Source organism: Streptomyces sp. NPDC093568 (assembly GCF_044764945.1).
Classification (GTDB): domain Bacteria; phylum Actinomycetota; class Actinomycetes; order Streptomycetales; family Streptomycetaceae; genus Streptomyces.
On the sequence record NZ_JBIWJD010000037.1, the window covers coordinates 1 to 15,103 of the forward strand.

The following is a 15,103-nucleotide window of genomic DNA, read 5'->3' on the forward strand; positions in this document are numbered from 1 at the left end:
GACAGTACTTCCCCAAGGGGACCGATCTGTCGCGTCACACCCGCGAGGACCTGGATGCAGTCGCGGCCGAACTCAACAGCCGCCCACGCAAGACGCTCGGCTGGGAAACCCCAGCCGAGCGTCTGTCTAAACTGCTCGCGGCTTGATCAACTCACCACGGTGTTGCAACAACCCCTGGAATTCGCCTCCGGTGGGGCCCTTTCGCGGTTTCCCAATCTTGAGACTTAGACAACCTGTCGTGACCGAGCCGACGCCAGGGCAGTTACGGCTTGTCCTCTGCCTCTTGGGGCCTCCACGCCTCCGCAACCGTGCTGGCCCAGCCCACCATTGCGTCGTCTTCCAGGCCATCGCCATCGGGCTCTAGGAGGTCGTTTTCTCCCGTTGTTTCATCCTGGAATGCGACGTTGATGTGGTGATGTCGGGTCGCGCCAGGAGATGGTGGACTCGCCCGTGAGGCGGCGGGCCATCAGGTCGGTCATGGCCAGGTGGATCATGGCCTCGGAGCGGGCCGGGAGGGTCGTGGTCTATGGGTTGTGCTTAGTACTGCAACGGTGTTTGTCGTGACTGCTGGCCAGTTCGGTCGTTGGTGTGGTTATGGGTGGGGACCTTGCTGGTGTCAGGTTGTGGGCGGGTGAACTGGACGTGCTGCATGAGCGGTTCGTGCACCGGTTCAACCGGGAGGAGCCGCGTCAGTCGGCGCTGGCCTACATGCGAGGCCTGGTCGCGCCGCTGGAGCGGAAGAACGGCTGGACGCTGGCGGAGGAAGCCGGGCACGGGGGTCCCGATCGCATCCACCGGCTGCTGAACAGGATCGAGTGGGACGCCGACGAGGTCCTGGACGATGTGCGTGACTACGTCGTCGAACACCTCGGAGACAGCGAGGCCGTCCTGATCGTCGATGACACCGGCTTTCTGAAGAAGGGCGTCCGTTCGGCAGGGGTGCAAAGGCAGTACTCCGGCACTGCGGGACGCACCGAGAACTGCCAGATCGGGGTGTTTCTCGCCTACGCCACAGATCGCGGACGCACACTCATCGACCGGCGGTTGTATCTGCCCACCTCTTGGACGGACGACCGGGAGCGGTGCCGGCGGGCGGGCATCGACGACACGGTCGCCTTCGAAACGAAGGTGGCCATGGCCAAGGCGATGGTCCGCAGGGCCATCGCCGACCGTATCCCGTTCGGATGGGTGACGGCGGATGCCGCCTACGGCTTCAGCAAGGGCTGGCGCTTCGAGCTGGAACAGGCGGACGTCTTCCACGTCATGGCCACCACCCGGCACGACACGGTCGTCACTCGCTGGTTCATCGACCACCCCGTCCACGACCTGTTCCCCGGCCTGCCGCGGCAGAAGTGGAAACGCCGCTCCTGCGGCGCGGGAGCCCACGGCCGGCGGATCTTCGACTGGGCGCGCGTGGAGGTGCGGCCCTGGCACCGCGAGGACCGCCGGCACTGGGTTCTCGCCCGCCGCAGCATCAGCCGGCCCGAGGAGATCTCCTACTACATCGCCTACTGCCCGGCCGACACGGCCCTGGACGAACTGATCCGCATCGCGGGCAGCCGATGGGCGGTGGAGGAGTGCTTCCAGACCGCCAAGCAGAAGTGCGGCCTGGACGACTACCAGGTCCGCCGCTATCCCGGCTGGCACCGCCACATGACCCTGGCCATGGCTGCCCACGCCTGCCTGACCGTCCTGCGGGCGCGGGAGCTGGACACGGAGAAAGCAGAAACGGATCCTCCCAGCTCATCCACCTTAGCCTCGCCGAGATCCGACGCCTGATCACCCGCCTCACCCACCGCCAGCCCACACCGGTCGACCACATCCTGCACTGGTCAACCTGGCGCCGGAGGCGACAACGACAGGCCCGCGTCAGTCACTCCAAACGCCGCGGTCACAACCCCTGAAAACTGCCCAGCAATCCGAACAAACACCGTTGCAGTATTAGACGTCATCTCATTTGGTGAGTCGGCGGTAGCAGATGAGGGTGCAGGCGATGCTGGTGAAGGCCAGGAAGTGCTCGGCTTTGCGCTCGTAGCGGCGGTGCAGTCTGCGGCATCCGGCGAGCCAGGACATCGTGCGTTCTATGGTCCAGCGGTGGCGGCCCAGGCGGGTCGAGGACTCGATGCCCTTGCGGGCGATGCGGTGCCTGATGCCGCGCCCGCGTAACCATCGCCGCAGGTGGTCGTAGTCGTATCCCTTGTCGGCGTGGAGCTTTCCCGGTCTGCGCCGCCGGCGTCCGCGCCGGGAGCGGATCGGCGGTATTCCCTTCACCAGCGGGATCAGCGCCTGGCTGTCGTGCAGGTTCGCCGCCGAGATTCCGACGGAGAGGGGCAGGCCGGTCCGCTCGGTGATCAGGTGGACCTTCGAGCCGTACTTGCCCCGGTCGACAGGATTCGGGCCTGTCAGCTCCCCCTTTTCAGGGCCCGCATGTTCACCGAGTCGATTGCGCAGCGGGACCAGTCCAGCTCGCCGCGGGCGCCGAGCTCGTCGAGGACCAGGCGGTGGAGCTTTGCCCACACCCGAGCCTTCGGCCACTCGGCAAAGCGCCGGTGAGCCGTCGCTCCCGCCGGCCCGAACGACGCGGACGGCAGCTGCTGCCACGTGCAGCCCGACGTGGCCACGAACACGATTGCGGCCAGCACCTCCCGGTCACCATGCCGGCGCCGGCCGCCGCCCTGAGGCCGCGACGGAGCCTCCGGGACCACCCGCTGGAACAGCTCCCACAACTCATCCGGCACCAGCCGCTCAACGATCGAAGCCACGACCAACAGGCTACCGATCCAAATGAGATGCCCTGATGCCGACTGGAGGGCGCACGCTATACGCCAGCACTGACAACGCCCGGCCCGAACCAGCCCTCAACACATGGAAGTCGACGGGGCCGACGATCTCACTCAGCGAGAGCCACACCCGAAAGAGATGCAGCCAGACACGAACATTCCCGTAACCGTCTGCAGTGCCACAGAACTGGAGCACCTCGTAGCGCTGAGGGACACGTCGGTAAGTCAGCTCCTCCGCGAGCGCCAGGAAGACCCTCTGGCGTCGACGTACTCCCTCAACACTGTCCTCATCGGCAAGGACCTCGGCCGCAATGCGATCTTGGATGCGGGCTGGGACAGCTACCCGTGGAAGCGGCACGCTGACCGTGCGAGCGAGACTCCTGTAGATCAGTAGTACGGGGGAGAGGAGTGTTCTGTCCGCCGGCAGCGGCCGTCTCTGCACTCACCTCGCCCCCTCTGACGTGTCGGACTATGCGAACACCCTCTCCGGCTCGGCCCCGGCCCGCACCCCGGCCGCGCCCAGGTCGTCATCGGCGGCACCGCGCGCGAGACCCAGGTGCTGTTCTTCACCGACGCCGAAGCCCGTGAGTGGGCCACCACCGGCCCGGCCACCACCGCGAAGAAGCACACCGCCGTCCCGACCCAACACGCCTCAGTACAGCTTCAGAAGGCCGCTGACGGCTCCGCCACCACTGTCGTGGACGGGACGCGACGCCGCCCCTGCCCACGGGTCCGGAGACGGCCGCACTGACCGCTCTTCCCGCCGCCCAGGCACCGTCTGCCGGCCCGGGCGACACCAGGACGGCGGGGGCGTCGCCGACGACCACGGCCCCGATGGACGACGACCAGGCGGTGGGGCTGCGCGAGGCCCTCGAACACCACCTGCCGGAGATCACCCTCGCCGCGCTGCGCTACGCCCACGCCATGACCCGTCCTTCCCCGGCTCGGTCGGCAAGCGCGGCGCCGAACTCCTCTACCGCGTCGGCGACCTCAAGCGCTGGGCACGCAACCGGCCCCGCGCTGCCTCAGGCACCACCGACCTCGACTGCCGGCACCCCGCGAACCGGGACCCGCCCGGCCCGCACGATCCCCCCTCGCCCGGGAGAACACCCGCTTCCCCAGGCACAGCACAGAAAAGGAACACCACACCATGGCGAACACGACCGCGCTCCCGAAGCTGCTGCGCCTCACCGACCGCAGCCTGCGCGAGCAGCCGGAGGCGCTGCCCGCCTCAGCAGCGCTGATCGGCATCAGCACCAACGGACGGGCCATCGCCGTCGACATCGACGCCGCGCAGAACATCCTGGTCTGCAGCGGCACCGGCGGCGGCAGCACGACCATCCTGCGCACCCTCACCGCCCAGTTCCTCCACCAGGCGCCCACGCCCTGGTCCTCGACGCCACCCTGGTCGCCCACCTGTGGGCGAGGAACCTGCCGACGGTCTCGCACCGCGGCAACGTCGCCGGCATCCACGAAGCCCTGGTCGGCCTCGCCTCCGAGCTGAAGCGCCGCATCGACCTCGAATGCGACCTCGACGACGTGCCACGGCTGATGGTCGTGCTCGACCGAGCCGACATCACCCTGCGACAACGCCCAATACTGGGAGACGTTCCGGCAGAAGGACGACCCCAAGAAGTCCCCGGCCATCGCCGCCCTCAAGGACGTTCTGCACGAGGGACGCGCGGCCCGCATCCACGTCATCTACGACGGACCCGCCATCTCCGGTGGCCTCGCCCCCGGCGCCCGCGAGCAGTTCTCCACTGTCATCCTCGCCCAGTTCAGCACCGGCATCTGGCAGCGGCTCGTCCCAATAGACGGCCCCGCCCCGAAGAGCAGCGCCCACCCGGGCGCGTTCAAATCGTCCAGGACGGCGATGGCTCACCGCCACGGAGGCCGGGGAGATCTGACCCGCGTCCGGACACACCACGGACCCCGGAGGAGACGGCCTCCGGGGCCCGGTGTATGGAGTCGTACGGTTCAACGATGGCGCGGCGTGGGCGCGCGCGTGAATGCTGGCGTTGCTGGCCCGCGATGGGCATGGGCCGCAAGAGGTCTCTACGGCCCGTTCGGTCACCGCGGCATGGGGCCGCTGTCGGCGAGCACCAGGTCAATATGGGTAGCGATACGTGCCCTCGCGTGCCGAAGGGTGGGAACGCACGGTGACCTCGTTCACCCCCAGCAGCTCGGCGGTGCGGCCAATGTCCCAGCTCATGCAAGCGGCCAGAGTGTCGGATGCCAGTCCGACGGCGGTGATCATTCGGGCGGCGGAGAATGCTGAGACGGCAGTACGCGACGTGCGTCAGACTCGCTGTATGGACGGATTCCGAGAGCCTTCGTGGAAGAAGCCAGCCACGCCGGGCCAGGTGTATGCAGTGGATGCCATGAACAATACCGTCTCCCCGCTGCTGGCTGGCTTCTGCATGGCGGCTTTGGCGACCAGCGTGGCCGACGCGGACAAGTTCCGGTGGCCAGGCGCAACCATGCTGGCTTTCACTTTGGCGTTTGCTAACTTAATTGCCAGCATCCAACTGGGTATTTCCGGTCGGCGTTATCTGTACTCACACGGAGACTTGGTTACATGGTGGGGAGATAGTGACCTTCAGGACAACAGTGTCAACACCACCGTGAGGACGGAGCAGGAAAAACACATCAGCCGCTGGCGCGAGTTTCATAAGTGGACGGGGCGCGCCTTCAATCTCGGACTGGCGTTCCTGACCGCGGCAGTCGCCATTGCGCTGGCGCCACCGTCGAGGGCCTCAGCATCTGATAGATCAGCCCACATGATCCAAGATTGCCTGCGCTGGACGGCCTCCGGTGTCTCCGCAATTGGCTGCCTGCTGGAACTGGCCATCATCGTTACGGCGTGGTTGGTTAGGGTGCGGCCCTTTGAAAGGAGGCAGTCGTGACCTGGTGGGGCATCGCCCTTGTCGTTGTGGCTAGCATTGCTGTGCTAGTGACGATAGGCTTTCTCGTCTGCGCGACTCTTTATGGGTTTTTGAAATTCGTGCCTTCCCCTGACCGCTATGGCACTCAGATGGTGGAGGAGGACCAATGTCCGGTCTGCCATGCCACGATTGAGCACAGAGAAGGGTGCCCGGTCCGCGCCATTCCCATCTCGCGCGCAGCGAGGCTGGGAGCACAGGCAGCGTGTGTGGAAGCCCGCCGAATCAGTGAAGGTTCCGGCCCAGGCCCCACGGGAGCTGGGTCCGACCCGCAAGGCTAGCTACTTGAGAGGGTATCGCCGTCAACCGTGCCGCCGTGCAGGAGGTAGAGCGCAGGTCCGGTAACCCTCTCACCAGATGCGTGTGTAGAAGAGGATGACCGATGTGATCGCAACAATGATGGTCCATCTGAGGATGACCCTGGCTCGTTTCTCAATACTCGCGGCTTGGTCAGGGGTGAGAGCTCCTGCATTCCGATAGGTCTCGGTGATGCTCTCGATGTAGAGCTGCCCGACAAGCACTAGCAAAACGCCAACGCCGACTGCTCCAGGCCTCCCGGCGAGCCAGTTAAGAACACGATTGTCCGAGCCAGCTGCAGTGATCAATGCGCTCATCTCAATGAACACGAGTACGGCGATGACACCGGTCTCCCACCGCAACCCACGGGCGATCTCGGTGTCGGTTGCTGTGGGGTGCCCAGTCATAAACCGCCAGGCTGAATCCCACAGGCGTCGAGGCAACGGCTGCTGCGACAATGTACCCCCGCTGCTGGTGCTGCCTGTTGGAGGGGGCGCGCCTGCCGGACCAGCTCCACCTGCTGGCGCACCGCCCCCTTGAGCTGCTGCCCGCGTCTCGTGGCCATTGCGCGCCTCTACGACTACAGCAAGGATTGCCACGGGGATCACTTGGGATAGGACGCCTGCGAACTGTGCCTTTTCACTAGTCATCCTGTGGATTGTCGCGTTTCGACAACGTTGCAGCTTTCATCAAGTCGCTGTGTCACGACCACTCACCCAGGTGCGAGAAAGTGTGATCAAGTAACCCGGTGTTTGGACGCCAGGTTGGCACTCCCGGCCCTACGGGCAAGTGGAGGCTTGTTCGCTGATGGTGGCGTTCGCCTCCGAGTGGAGCTGCCCCTGCCCGGCTTCCTGGCCCGGCACTGCTGGGCAGTGTGGCGAAGGCCAGTGCTGCTCCCGCGCGGATGCGGGAGCAGGTCGGCGCCAACGAGACTGCGCTGAGTGTCGGTGGCCTCTGAAAAGTGGTTCTGGATCACTTTCAGTGCCAGGGCCACGGAGGGTCACCGAAACCGCGATCATGAACGGCCGTGGGTGATGTGCTTCTCCAGGACCTGTGGTTCCACCAGGTCGAGGGTGTCGAGATCGAAAACGCGGTGCTGGAAGGCGAGTTGGTGACCGTACGGGCTCGGACGGGTGTGCAGCAGGCTGCCTGTCCGGCGTGCGGGACGCTGTCGTCCCGGGTTCACAGCCGGTACGTACGTCGACTCGCCGACAGTGCAGTCGGCGGTCGTCCGGTGCTGATCGAGTTACAGGTGCGGCGGTTCCGCTGCCGTGAACGCGCCTGCGGGCAGGCGACGTTCGCTGAGCAGGTCGACGGGCTCACCTTTCGGCACGGGCGGCGAAGTACCGTTCTGCAGACCGTGCTCGAACGCCTGGCGGTGATGCTGGCCGGTCGGGCCGGCGCCCGCTTGTCCCAGACCCTGACGGCCGGGGTGAGCAGGTCGACGTTGCTGCGGCTGATCCGGCGCCTGCCAGAGCCTGAAACCACGACGCCGGGGGTGCTGGGGGTGGACGAGTTCGCGCTGCGCAAAGGGCACAACTACGGCACGATCCTGATCGACATCGAGACCCGTCAGCCCATCGACCTGCTGCCGGACCGCACAACATCGACGGTGGCCCGGTGGCTCGTCGATCACCCTGGCGTCGAAGTGATCTGCCGGGACCGCTCCGCCGCCTATGCCGAGGCCGGCCGAATCGGCGCCCCGGAGGCGGTCTATGTCGCGGATCGTTAGCACATCTGGTCGAACCTCGCCGAGGCTGTCGAGAAGACCGTCGTCCAACATCGCGCTCTGCTTCGCGAACCGCACGACTCCGCCGCGGTCCAGGTCACTGAGGCCATGGAGACGCTGGAGATCGAACCGGTCTCCCCGTCGGGACCGCGGACAGCCGGTCGGCTGTCCGACCGAGTCCGGGAACAGCACGCCGCCGACCACGCTCTTCTCGACAGGGGAGTTGGGCTGCGAGCGATCGGCCGTGAACTCGGACTGGCTCGCAACACCGTCCGTCGCCTTGCCCACGCGGCGAGCGCGGACGAACTCCTGGTCGGACGGTGGGCCGGCCGCACCAGCATCCTCGACCCCCACAAGCCCTACCTCCACCAGCGATGGGCCGAGGGCTGCACCATCGCCCGCCGACTGTTCGAGGAAGTGCGCGAGCGCGGCTACACCGGTGGCGAGAGCGTCGTGAAGAAATACGTGGCCCGGCTCCGCGATGCCTTCCCTCTGGATCCGCCTCGCAAGGCACCGTCGGTGCGGGACGTGACCAGCTGGCTCACCCGCCGCCCTGACCGTCTAACCGACGACCAGGCGCAGCGCCTCAAGGAGATCCTGGCCCGCTGCCCCGCACTCGACCGCACCGCCGGCCACGTCCGCGCGTTCGCCGAGCTCATGAGCAACCGCAAGGGCCGGGACCTGGACCAGTGGATCACCGGCGTCCAGGCCGACGACCTGCCTGCCCTGCACACCTTCGTGACCGGCCTCGGCCAGGACCTCGACGCCGTCGTCGCCGGCCTCAGCCTGCGCTACAGCTCCGGCGCCGTCGAAGGCCACAACAACAAGATCAAGATGCTGAAGCGCCAGATGTTCGGCCGCGCCAACTTCGACCTGCTCCGCAAGCGGGTCCTCCTCGCCGCGCGAGGCCGTTCATGATCGGGGTTTCGGTGACCCTCCGTGGCCCTGGCACTGAAAGTGATCCAGAACCACTTTTCAGAGGCCACCGACAGTCCCTCGTGTCGGAACAGTGTGTCGAAACGGTCGCACCCTGCGGCGTCGGCCGTCGGCTGGTTTGGCAGCGGCTTCCAGCTGGGCCCGGCATGGCGCGCATTGTCCGGCAAAGCTTTACGTACTGGCCGGTGGCAGGGGTGCCGAGCCGCTCACGCAGTTCCGCTGGCCGGGGCACGCCCGACACGCCGATGGGTGGAGCGCGAGCCGCGTGATCGCGGCGGTGTGGGGATGGGCAGGGATGACGCTATTGGGGGCCTGTGAGCCATGCGTCGAAGGTGGTTGGCGCGATGCGGGCGTCGTTGTCGGGCAGGAGTACGTTGCCTGCCATCTCCGGACCGAGCGCCGATGACCATGTGGGCACCAGTTTGACCGCGTGTCCGCGTGCGTCGTTGGTGCGCCGGGCCATGTCGACCAGGTCCTGCGGTTCCGGGCCGGCGACGTCGCGGTAGCGCCCCTGCGGCGCTCCTGTGGCGATCTCGGCGAGGATGCCGGCGACATCTGCGGGGGCGATCGGCTGGATGAGCAGCGGCGGGATGGTGGCGACGCCGTCGTGTTCGGTCCAGCTGGTCACCGTTGCGGCGAAGTCGTGGAACTGCGTGAAGGGGACGATCGTCCACGGTGTCGGGCTTTGAGCCACGAGGCGTTCCTGCTCACGCTTGCCGGCGTAGTGTGCGTTGCCCTCGATTTGGTCGATGCCGACGATCGAGAGCAACACGTGGTGACGGACACCGGCTCGTTCCTCGGCGGCGAGCAGGTTTGAGGTTGCGGCTCCGAAGTACGCCATCGCCTCGTCCCGGTCGGCTGTCTCGTGGCTCGTGGCATCCACGACGGCGTCGACGCCGGCCAGCGCGGTGTCGAGGCCGTCCCCGCTGATCAGGTCGATGCCGTGTGAGCGGCTGATCCGTACGACGTCGTGTGCGGCCTGCTCCAGGACGGCGACGGTGCGGGCTCCGATGTTCCCGGTTGCTCCGGCGACTGCGATGCGCATGGTGATTGCTCCTCTCGTCGGTGGTGTCTCTCAGCGTCCTCCCGCTTTCGGCATCCGTGGGGTGGGCGGTCTTGCCACTTCCAAGGTAGGAGCAGCTGCTCGTATTGTCGGGAAGGGCTCTCCCGGGCCGCTGCTGCTCACGAGCCCGGCTGTCAGCTCGGCGCCCATCGCCCCGCCTCGGGCTGACGGGAGAATCACCTGCCCCCGACGGGGTGGCGGACCACGTCTTCGCCGTAGCGACGCGCGCCGCATCAGGCCTCGGCACCGGGGGCGCGTGGGTGGGCGAGGACGTCGGCGGCATAAGGCGCTGCGCTGTCGCCGATCGCTGCGATGGCCTGGATAGCTGCCGGCTACTCGGCCCAGGGGCGGAATCCGGTGTCGAGGACCTCGGCAAGAATGGCGCGGAACTGTGCGCTCTTCTCGGCACCGAAGTTGTCTTCGAGCTGGGCTTGTGCGGCGCGCCAGCGGGGGAGTGCCGCCTGCATGCGGGCGACGCCGTCCGGGGTGATGGTGACGATGCGGGCGCGGCGGTCGGAGGCCGAGGATTCGACGGAGACGAGGCCTTTGCGTGCGAGTGGTTTGAGATTCGTGGCCAGGGTCGTGCGGTCCATGGCGATTGTCTCGGCGAGGCTGGTGATCGCTATCTCGTCTCGGCCACTCAGGTGCTGCAGGAAGCTGAACTGCGTGGCGCGCGCAGGCCCGTTGGAGCGAGGGCCTTGTCATAGGTGGCGTCCAGCTATCCCGCTGCTTTGCGCAGGGCCAGGTTGTTGCACGAGCCGACGGCGTCTGTATCGGTGCGAGTCATGATTCCCTCCGGATCGACGACCGTGCGTGCTGATCCGAGGTGCCCCGGATCCCTGTGTGAGTATCTGCTCCTAATTGCCGCCGCGAACCCGACGGGACCGGGCTGGCGGGCGGGCGCGAGTGTCGCGACGGACCGCCCGTGGGTGCGGGCCGGCACGCCGCCGGTTCGCCGCGACGCCCCTTCGCTTGGGGCGTAGGCTTGATGGGCCCTCGAAGTTGTCGGGGGCGGCGGCCGGATGGCCGCAGGCGTGGGAACCAGGTATCGCGACGTCGCGGTCACCGGCGCAGGCGTTGCGCACGATGTTCGGGTCGACATCTCGCAGACCCGTGGAGATGGCGATCCGCCGGCCGGGTCGCGGAACGGCATCAGGAGTGTGCGCCTTTGGGGGCGCCGCGGTTCCATCCCGCTCATCGTCAACCGGCGGCGCAAGGGGAGACGTCCTTGTGTGTGCAACGTTAGGAGCATATGCGCCTAAGTGGCGGGGAGTGGCACGTGTTCGCCCTCGGGCTTCCCTCACGACACCGCAAGGCCGCCACTCGCGAACGGGAACCGCTCGCGCAGGACATCCACGCCGGCCTGTCAGCGCGAAGCGCCCTGCCGAGCGGTCCCGAGCATGGACGCCAATGCGCGCTCTTGTCCCACCACACAGAAGGTGAGCAGCCGATGGCTGTCACAAACCTCGTCCTGGTCACAGGCGCGGGCGGCGTGGGCCGCACCGTCCTCGAGAAGCTGCGCGCGCAGGAGGTGCCCGTGCGCGTCATGGTCCGCCGGGATGACGACCGTGCAGCACAGTTGCGCGCCCTCGGCGCGGAGGTCGTCATGGGCGATCTCACGCGACCCGAAACCGTCGCGGCCGCCCTGGAGGGCGCGACGAGCATGTACTTCGCCATGCCCGTGTCGCCCGACCACCTTCTCGCCGCCACCGTCGTGGCCAGCGTCGCGCGGGAGTACGGCCAGCTGGACGCGCTGATCGACATGTCGCAGATGACGGTGTCGCAGATGACCTCCACCAGCACGACCGAGTCACACCAGCAGCGGCTGCACTGGCTGGCGGAGCAGGTACTGAACTGGTCCGGACTGCCGGTCGTACACATCCGGCCGACCTCGTTCCTGGACAACCCGCTGTTCACCACGCTCCCGGCGCAGACGATCCGCGCGAACGGCACCATCGAGCTGCCGTTCGGAGCAGGACGTACCTCGCCCATCGCCGTGGACGACGTCGCCCGGACGGTCGCGACCGTGCTGCGCAACCCAGCTCCCCACGTGGGGCACGTCTACGAGCTGACCGGGCCGCACACCCTCGACATGACGGAGATGGCCGGCGCCTTCTCCAAAGCGCTGGGCCGACCGGTGTCGTACGTGGACGTGCCGCTCGAGACGTGGCGCGAGGAGGTGCTCTCCACGATCGGGCTGCCGCCGCATATCGAGGAGCACATCGTCACCATGTGCCGCCTGCACCAGCAAAACCGATACGACCGAGCCTCCGACGACGTCGATCGTCTGACCGGCTACCCCGCCCGGACGATCGAAGAGTTCGTGGCGGCACGCAAGGACCTCTACCTCGGCTGACTGACTCCTCGGGCAGCCCGGCGCTCAGGGGGAGGAGACGCACGCAACGCCCGTGACTCTCGGGGATCCGACATACAGGGCGGCACCAGCCCATACCGCGCCCAAACCCCGGCTGACCTGCACACCGGCCACACGCACGACCCGCTCATCAAGAGCGGGCGCCAGGTCCTTTTCCTCCCACCAGTCCCGCACCGGATACGGGACTCGAACAACGAAGGGGATCAGAGAAAATGAACTTGAAGCTCGAACTCTTCGTCCTGCCCGTCTCGGACGTCGACCGCGCCAGGGCCTTCTACGAGAAGGCGGGCTTCCGGCTCGACCTCGCCAAAGACGTCACCGAGGACTACCGGGTCGTCCACCTCACGCCACCCGGATCCGAAGCCTCGATCATCGTCGGCAAGGGCCTGACCACAGCCCCGCCCGGCTCGGCCCAGGGGCTGTACCTGGTCGTCACGGACATCGAACAGGCCCGCACGCAGCTCGTCGACCGCGGCATCGAGGTGAGCGAGGTCTTCCACGACGGCAAGGGCGTCTTCTTCCACGGGCACGACGCCGGCGATGTCGTCCACAAGGGCCAGGGCCAGGAGCGGATCGCCGGCCCGCACCCCGAGCGAGCCAGCTACGGCTCCTACGCCACCTTCAGCGACCCGGACGGCAACGGCTGGGTGCTCCAGGAGATCACGCAGCGAGCCCCCGGTCGCTGACCCCGCCCCGCCACCGGCCCCGCCAACGGCACAAGGGCGCCGTCCCGACGTCTGCCCCGGGCAAGCCCCGAGGGCTGCGGCACACCCAGCCTTCGGGCCGCCCCGGCCGTCACCTGCTCTGCCCACACCGGCGCAGAGCCGCGGTGCTGCGGACAAAGCCCCCCAAGGGCATCCCGATCCGCCGACGCCTGGCCAGCACCGTCAACCGAGACGAACAGGACCAGTGATGAGTGATCCAGCAACCAGTGCAACGAGCCGGACCTACGACGTAGTGGTCATCGGTGCCGGCCCGGTCGGCGAGAACGTCGCCGACCGGACCCGCGCCGCCGGGCTCAGCACCGTCATCGTGGAGAGCGAACTCGTCGGAGGTGAATGCTCGTACTGGGCCTGCGAGCCCAGCAAAGCCCTTCTCAGGCCGGTCCTGGCGCGGGCCGACGCCCGACGTGTCCCGGGGCTTCGCGAGGCGGTGGCCGGGCCACTGGACGTCGCCGCCGTACTCGCCCACCGCGACGAGATGACCTTCCACTGGGACGACGCGAACCAGGTCGCATGGCTCGCATCGGTTTCCGTCGACCTCCTGCGGGGCCACGGACGCCTCGACGGCCCCAAGCGCGTGTCGGTGACAACCCCGCAGGGCGACCCGGTCCTGCTGACCGCGCGTCACGCCGTCGCCCTGTGCACGGGCACCACCACCGCACTGCCCGACCTGCCCGGCCTGGACACCACGCGGCACTGGACCAGCCGAGAAGCGACCGGCGCGGACCATGTACCGGGCAGGCTCGCGGTAGTGGGCGGCGGAGTGGTGGCCGTGGAGATGGCCACGGCCTGGCAGGCACTCGGCTCCCAAGTGACCATGCTCGTCCGGGGAGACGGCCTGCTGCACCGGATGGAACCCTTCGCCGGCGAACTCGTCGCCGAGGGCCTACGGGAAGCGGGCGCCCACGTCCGCCTCGGGATCACCGTCACCGCGGTGAAACGGCACGGCGGTGACGACGGCGAGGTGACCATCACCCTCGACGACGGCAGTGACCTGGTCGCTGACGAGATCCTCTTCGCCACCGGCCGCGTCCCGAGGACGGCCGACGTCGGACTGCAGAGCGTCGGCCTGACCCCGGGCAACTGGCTCACCGTCGACGACTCCTGCCAGGTGACGGCCGTGACCGGCGGCTGGCTCTACGCCGTCGGAGACGTCAACCGCCGCGCGCTCCTCACCCACCAGGGTAAGTACCAGGCCCGGATCGCCGGGGCCGCCATCGGGGCCCGCGCGAGGGGCGAGCCCGTCCACGCCGACAGGTGGGGCCCGCACACCGCCACCGCCGACGACGCGGCCGTCCCGCAGGTCGTCTTCGCCGACCCCGAGGTCGCATCCGTGGGCCTGACCACACGCGAGGCCGAACGGTCCGGACGCGACATCGACGTGGTCGACTACGACCTGGCACACGTCTCGGGAGCCCACCAGTACGCGCAGGGCTACCGAGGCAAGGCCCGCATGCTGGTCGACGTGGATCAAGGAACCGTGATCGGCGCCACCTTCGTCGGCCCCGGAGTGGGGGAGCTGCTCTACTCCGCCACCGTGGCCGTGGTCAGCGAGGTGCCGCTGGAGCGCCTGTGGCACGCCGTGCCGGCCTTCCCGACGATCAGCGAAGCGTGGCTGCGACTCCTGGAGACATACCGGGGCTGAGCGCAGAGCTCCGGCAAGACCGTCCTGTCTTGGCCCGCTTCGTCAGCGGCCCGTAAGGCGCCGACAGGGAGCGATGAGCCGTGGGAGTCGCCGTCGAGCAAGAGCACAGCTCGTACATCGGATGCGGCAGGCACTCACCTCCGCTGCAAAAGGCCTACCGGTCACATTCACCGGTAACCAAGGAGAGTCCTCGCCTGAGCGATCTGGTCCCTCCGCCATCGAGGCGCACGGTGGTATGGCCCGCTACCACCAGTACCAGTCGGCACCGTCCACTTCCGTCTGGGGGACACAGTGGCGGCTGTAGGGAGGGGAATGGATTCTCAGCCATGCGGCTGTCCGGACCGGCCATGCCATGTGGACGTACCTGACGTCCCCGTTCACCTTGCCACCCGATAGGGGTGTGTGGACGGAGGAGTCAACCCAGCAGCCAGTCGGGCGCTACCTCCAAGCCCGGTCCTTCAGGTCCGGGTCAAGTTGACCGCAGTAGCGTGGTGCTCTCAGGGGTGCCCGCTCATGACGTTGTGCAGCAGGTCGACGAGGGGTTGCACTGGGACGGTCGGGTCGAAGGCGCGTTGGACGCCGAGCCCGATGCCGAGGCTGAGCAGGGTCAGGGCG

At 67.7% G+C, this 15,103-nt stretch carries 13 protein-coding genes and 2 pseudogenes; 10 read left to right on the forward strand and 5 right to left on the reverse strand.

Annotated features, from left to right (window positions below):
* A pseudogene (locus tag ACIRD7_RS42945) lies at window positions 1-146 on the forward strand (IS30 family transposase); the annotation flags it as partial.
* A 240-nt stretch (window positions 147-386) separates the two neighbouring features.
* Here ACIRD7_RS42945 and ACIRD7_RS42950 read toward each other — a convergent pair.
* Window positions 387-518 (reverse strand): annotated as a pseudogene (locus ACIRD7_RS42950) (IS5/IS1182 family transposase); the annotation flags it as partial.
* Between the two features lie 76 nt (window positions 519-594).
* Here ACIRD7_RS42950 and ACIRD7_RS42955 point away from each other — a divergent pair.
* On the forward strand, window positions 595-1,779 hold the full coding sequence (locus ACIRD7_RS42955) for an IS701 family transposase (RefSeq protein WP_403461511.1): 1,185 nt from the start codon (window positions 595-597) through the stop codon (window positions 1,777-1,779).
* A gap of 174 nt (window positions 1,780-1,953) precedes the next feature.
* Here ACIRD7_RS42955 and ACIRD7_RS42960 read toward each other — a convergent pair.
* Window positions 1,954-2,753, reverse strand: a protein-coding gene (locus tag ACIRD7_RS42960; RefSeq protein WP_403461522.1) for an IS5 family transposase whose coding sequence is annotated in 2 segments (ribosomal slippage) — window positions 1,954-2,405 and window positions 2,405-2,753 — 801 coding nt in all. Because the reading frame shifts where the segments join, the coding sequence is not laid out codon by codon here.
* Window positions 2,754-2,865: 112 nt separating this feature from the next.
* On the opposite strand from ACIRD7_RS42960, the gene ACIRD7_RS42965 reads away from it, so the two are divergent.
* The 3 genes from ACIRD7_RS42965 (at window position 2,866) to ACIRD7_RS42975 (ending at window position 5,686) form a co-directional block, all read left to right on the forward strand.
* Window positions 2,866-3,174 (forward strand): hypothetical protein, encoded by a 309-nt coding sequence (locus ACIRD7_RS42965; RefSeq protein WP_403461512.1) that lies wholly within the window; start codon window positions 2,866-2,868, stop codon window positions 3,172-3,174.
* Between the two features lie 756 nt (window positions 3,175-3,930).
* Window positions 3,931-4,284 carry a hypothetical protein gene (locus ACIRD7_RS42970; RefSeq protein WP_403461513.1) on the forward strand — a complete coding sequence of 118 codons (354 nt, stop codon included), beginning with the start codon at window positions 3,931-3,933 and terminating at the stop codon, window positions 4,282-4,284.
* Window positions 4,285-5,092: 808 nt separating this feature from the next.
* A complete protein-coding gene (locus ACIRD7_RS42975) occupies window positions 5,093-5,686 on the forward strand; it encodes a hypothetical protein (protein ID WP_403461514.1) in 594 nt (197 codons plus the stop codon).
* A gap of 386 nt (window positions 5,687-6,072) precedes the next feature.
* Here the strand turns inward: ACIRD7_RS42975 and ACIRD7_RS42980 are convergent, their stop codons facing one another.
* Entirely contained in the window at window positions 6,073-6,426 is a 354-nt protein-coding gene (locus tag ACIRD7_RS42980) for a hypothetical protein (RefSeq protein WP_403461515.1), read from the reverse strand.
* 620 nt (window positions 6,427-7,046) lie between these two features.
* On the opposite strand from ACIRD7_RS42980, the gene ACIRD7_RS42985 reads away from it, so the two are divergent.
* Both ACIRD7_RS42985 and ACIRD7_RS42990 read left to right on the forward strand, forming a co-directional pair.
* Complete coding sequence (locus tag ACIRD7_RS42985; RefSeq protein ID WP_403461516.1) at window positions 7,047-7,751, forward strand: ISL3 family transposase; 705 nt, start codon at window positions 7,047-7,049, stop codon at window positions 7,749-7,751.
* A gap of 105 nt (window positions 7,752-7,856) precedes the next feature.
* Window positions 7,857-8,666 (forward strand): transposase, encoded by an 810-nt coding sequence (locus ACIRD7_RS42990; RefSeq protein ID WP_403461517.1) that lies wholly within the window; start codon window positions 7,857-7,859, stop codon window positions 8,664-8,666.
* Between the two features lie 319 nt (window positions 8,667-8,985).
* Here ACIRD7_RS42990 and ACIRD7_RS42995 read toward each other — a convergent pair whose 3' ends face one another.
* Both ACIRD7_RS42995 and ACIRD7_RS43000 read right to left on the reverse strand, forming a co-directional pair.
* A complete protein-coding gene (locus tag ACIRD7_RS42995) occupies window positions 8,986-9,729 on the reverse strand; it encodes an SDR family oxidoreductase (RefSeq protein WP_403461518.1) in 744 nt (247 codons plus the stop codon).
* A 350-nt stretch (window positions 9,730-10,079) separates the two neighbouring features.
* Complete coding sequence (locus tag ACIRD7_RS43000; RefSeq protein ID WP_403461523.1) at window positions 10,080-10,400, reverse strand: MarR family winged helix-turn-helix transcriptional regulator; 321 nt, start codon at window positions 10,398-10,400, stop codon at window positions 10,080-10,082.
* A gap of 797 nt (window positions 10,401-11,197) precedes the next feature.
* On the opposite strand from ACIRD7_RS43000, the gene ACIRD7_RS43005 reads away from it, so the two are divergent.
* The 3 genes from ACIRD7_RS43005 (at window position 11,198) to ACIRD7_RS43015 (ending at window position 14,488) form a co-directional block, all read left to right on the forward strand.
* Window positions 11,198-12,103: an NmrA family NAD(P)-binding protein gene (locus ACIRD7_RS43005; RefSeq protein ID WP_403461519.1), complete on the forward strand. Its 906-nt coding sequence runs from the start codon at window positions 11,198-11,200 to the stop codon at window positions 12,101-12,103.
* Between the two features lie 230 nt (window positions 12,104-12,333).
* Complete coding sequence (locus ACIRD7_RS43010; protein ID WP_403461520.1) at window positions 12,334-12,807, forward strand: VOC family protein; 474 nt, start codon at window positions 12,334-12,336, stop codon at window positions 12,805-12,807.
* A gap of 226 nt (window positions 12,808-13,033) precedes the next feature.
* Complete coding sequence (locus tag ACIRD7_RS43015; protein WP_403461521.1) at window positions 13,034-14,488, forward strand: dihydrolipoyl dehydrogenase family protein; 1,455 nt, start codon at window positions 13,034-13,036, stop codon at window positions 14,486-14,488.
* Window positions 14,489-15,103 lie beyond the last annotated feature (615 nt).

What these genes read in the sequence shown, in the direction of transcription:
- ACIRD7_RS42955 (WP_403461511.1), top strand. Translation starts at nt 595, where the DNA reads ATGGGTGGGGACCTTGCTGGTGTCAGGTTGTGGGCGGGTGAACTGGAC.
- ACIRD7_RS42965 (WP_403461512.1), top strand. Translation starts at nt 2,866, where the DNA reads ATGGAAGTCGACGGGGCCGACGATCTCACTCAGCGAGAGCCACACCCG.
- ACIRD7_RS42970 (WP_403461513.1), top strand. Translation starts at nt 3,931, where the DNA reads ATGGCGAACACGACCGCGCTCCCGAAGCTGCTGCGCCTCACCGACCGC.
- ACIRD7_RS42975 (WP_403461514.1), top strand. Translation starts at nt 5,093, where the DNA reads ATGGACGGATTCCGAGAGCCTTCGTGGAAGAAGCCAGCCACGCCGGGC.
- ACIRD7_RS42980 (WP_403461515.1), bottom strand. Translation starts at nt 6,426, where the DNA reads ATGACTGGGCACCCCACAGCAACCGACACCGAGATCGCCCGTGGGTTG.
- ACIRD7_RS42990 (WP_403461517.1), top strand. Translation starts at nt 7,857, where the DNA reads ATGGAGACGCTGGAGATCGAACCGGTCTCCCCGTCGGGACCGCGGACA.
- ACIRD7_RS42995 (WP_403461518.1), bottom strand. Translation starts at nt 9,729, where the DNA reads ATGCGCATCGCAGTCGCCGGAGCAACCGGGAACATCGGAGCCCGCACC.
- ACIRD7_RS43005 (WP_403461519.1), top strand. Translation starts at nt 11,198, where the DNA reads ATGGCTGTCACAAACCTCGTCCTGGTCACAGGCGCGGGCGGCGTGGGC.
- ACIRD7_RS43010 (WP_403461520.1), top strand. Translation starts at nt 12,334, where the DNA reads ATGAACTTGAAGCTCGAACTCTTCGTCCTGCCCGTCTCGGACGTCGAC.
- ACIRD7_RS43015 (WP_403461521.1), top strand. Translation starts at nt 13,034, where the DNA reads ATGAGTGATCCAGCAACCAGTGCAACGAGCCGGACCTACGACGTAGTG.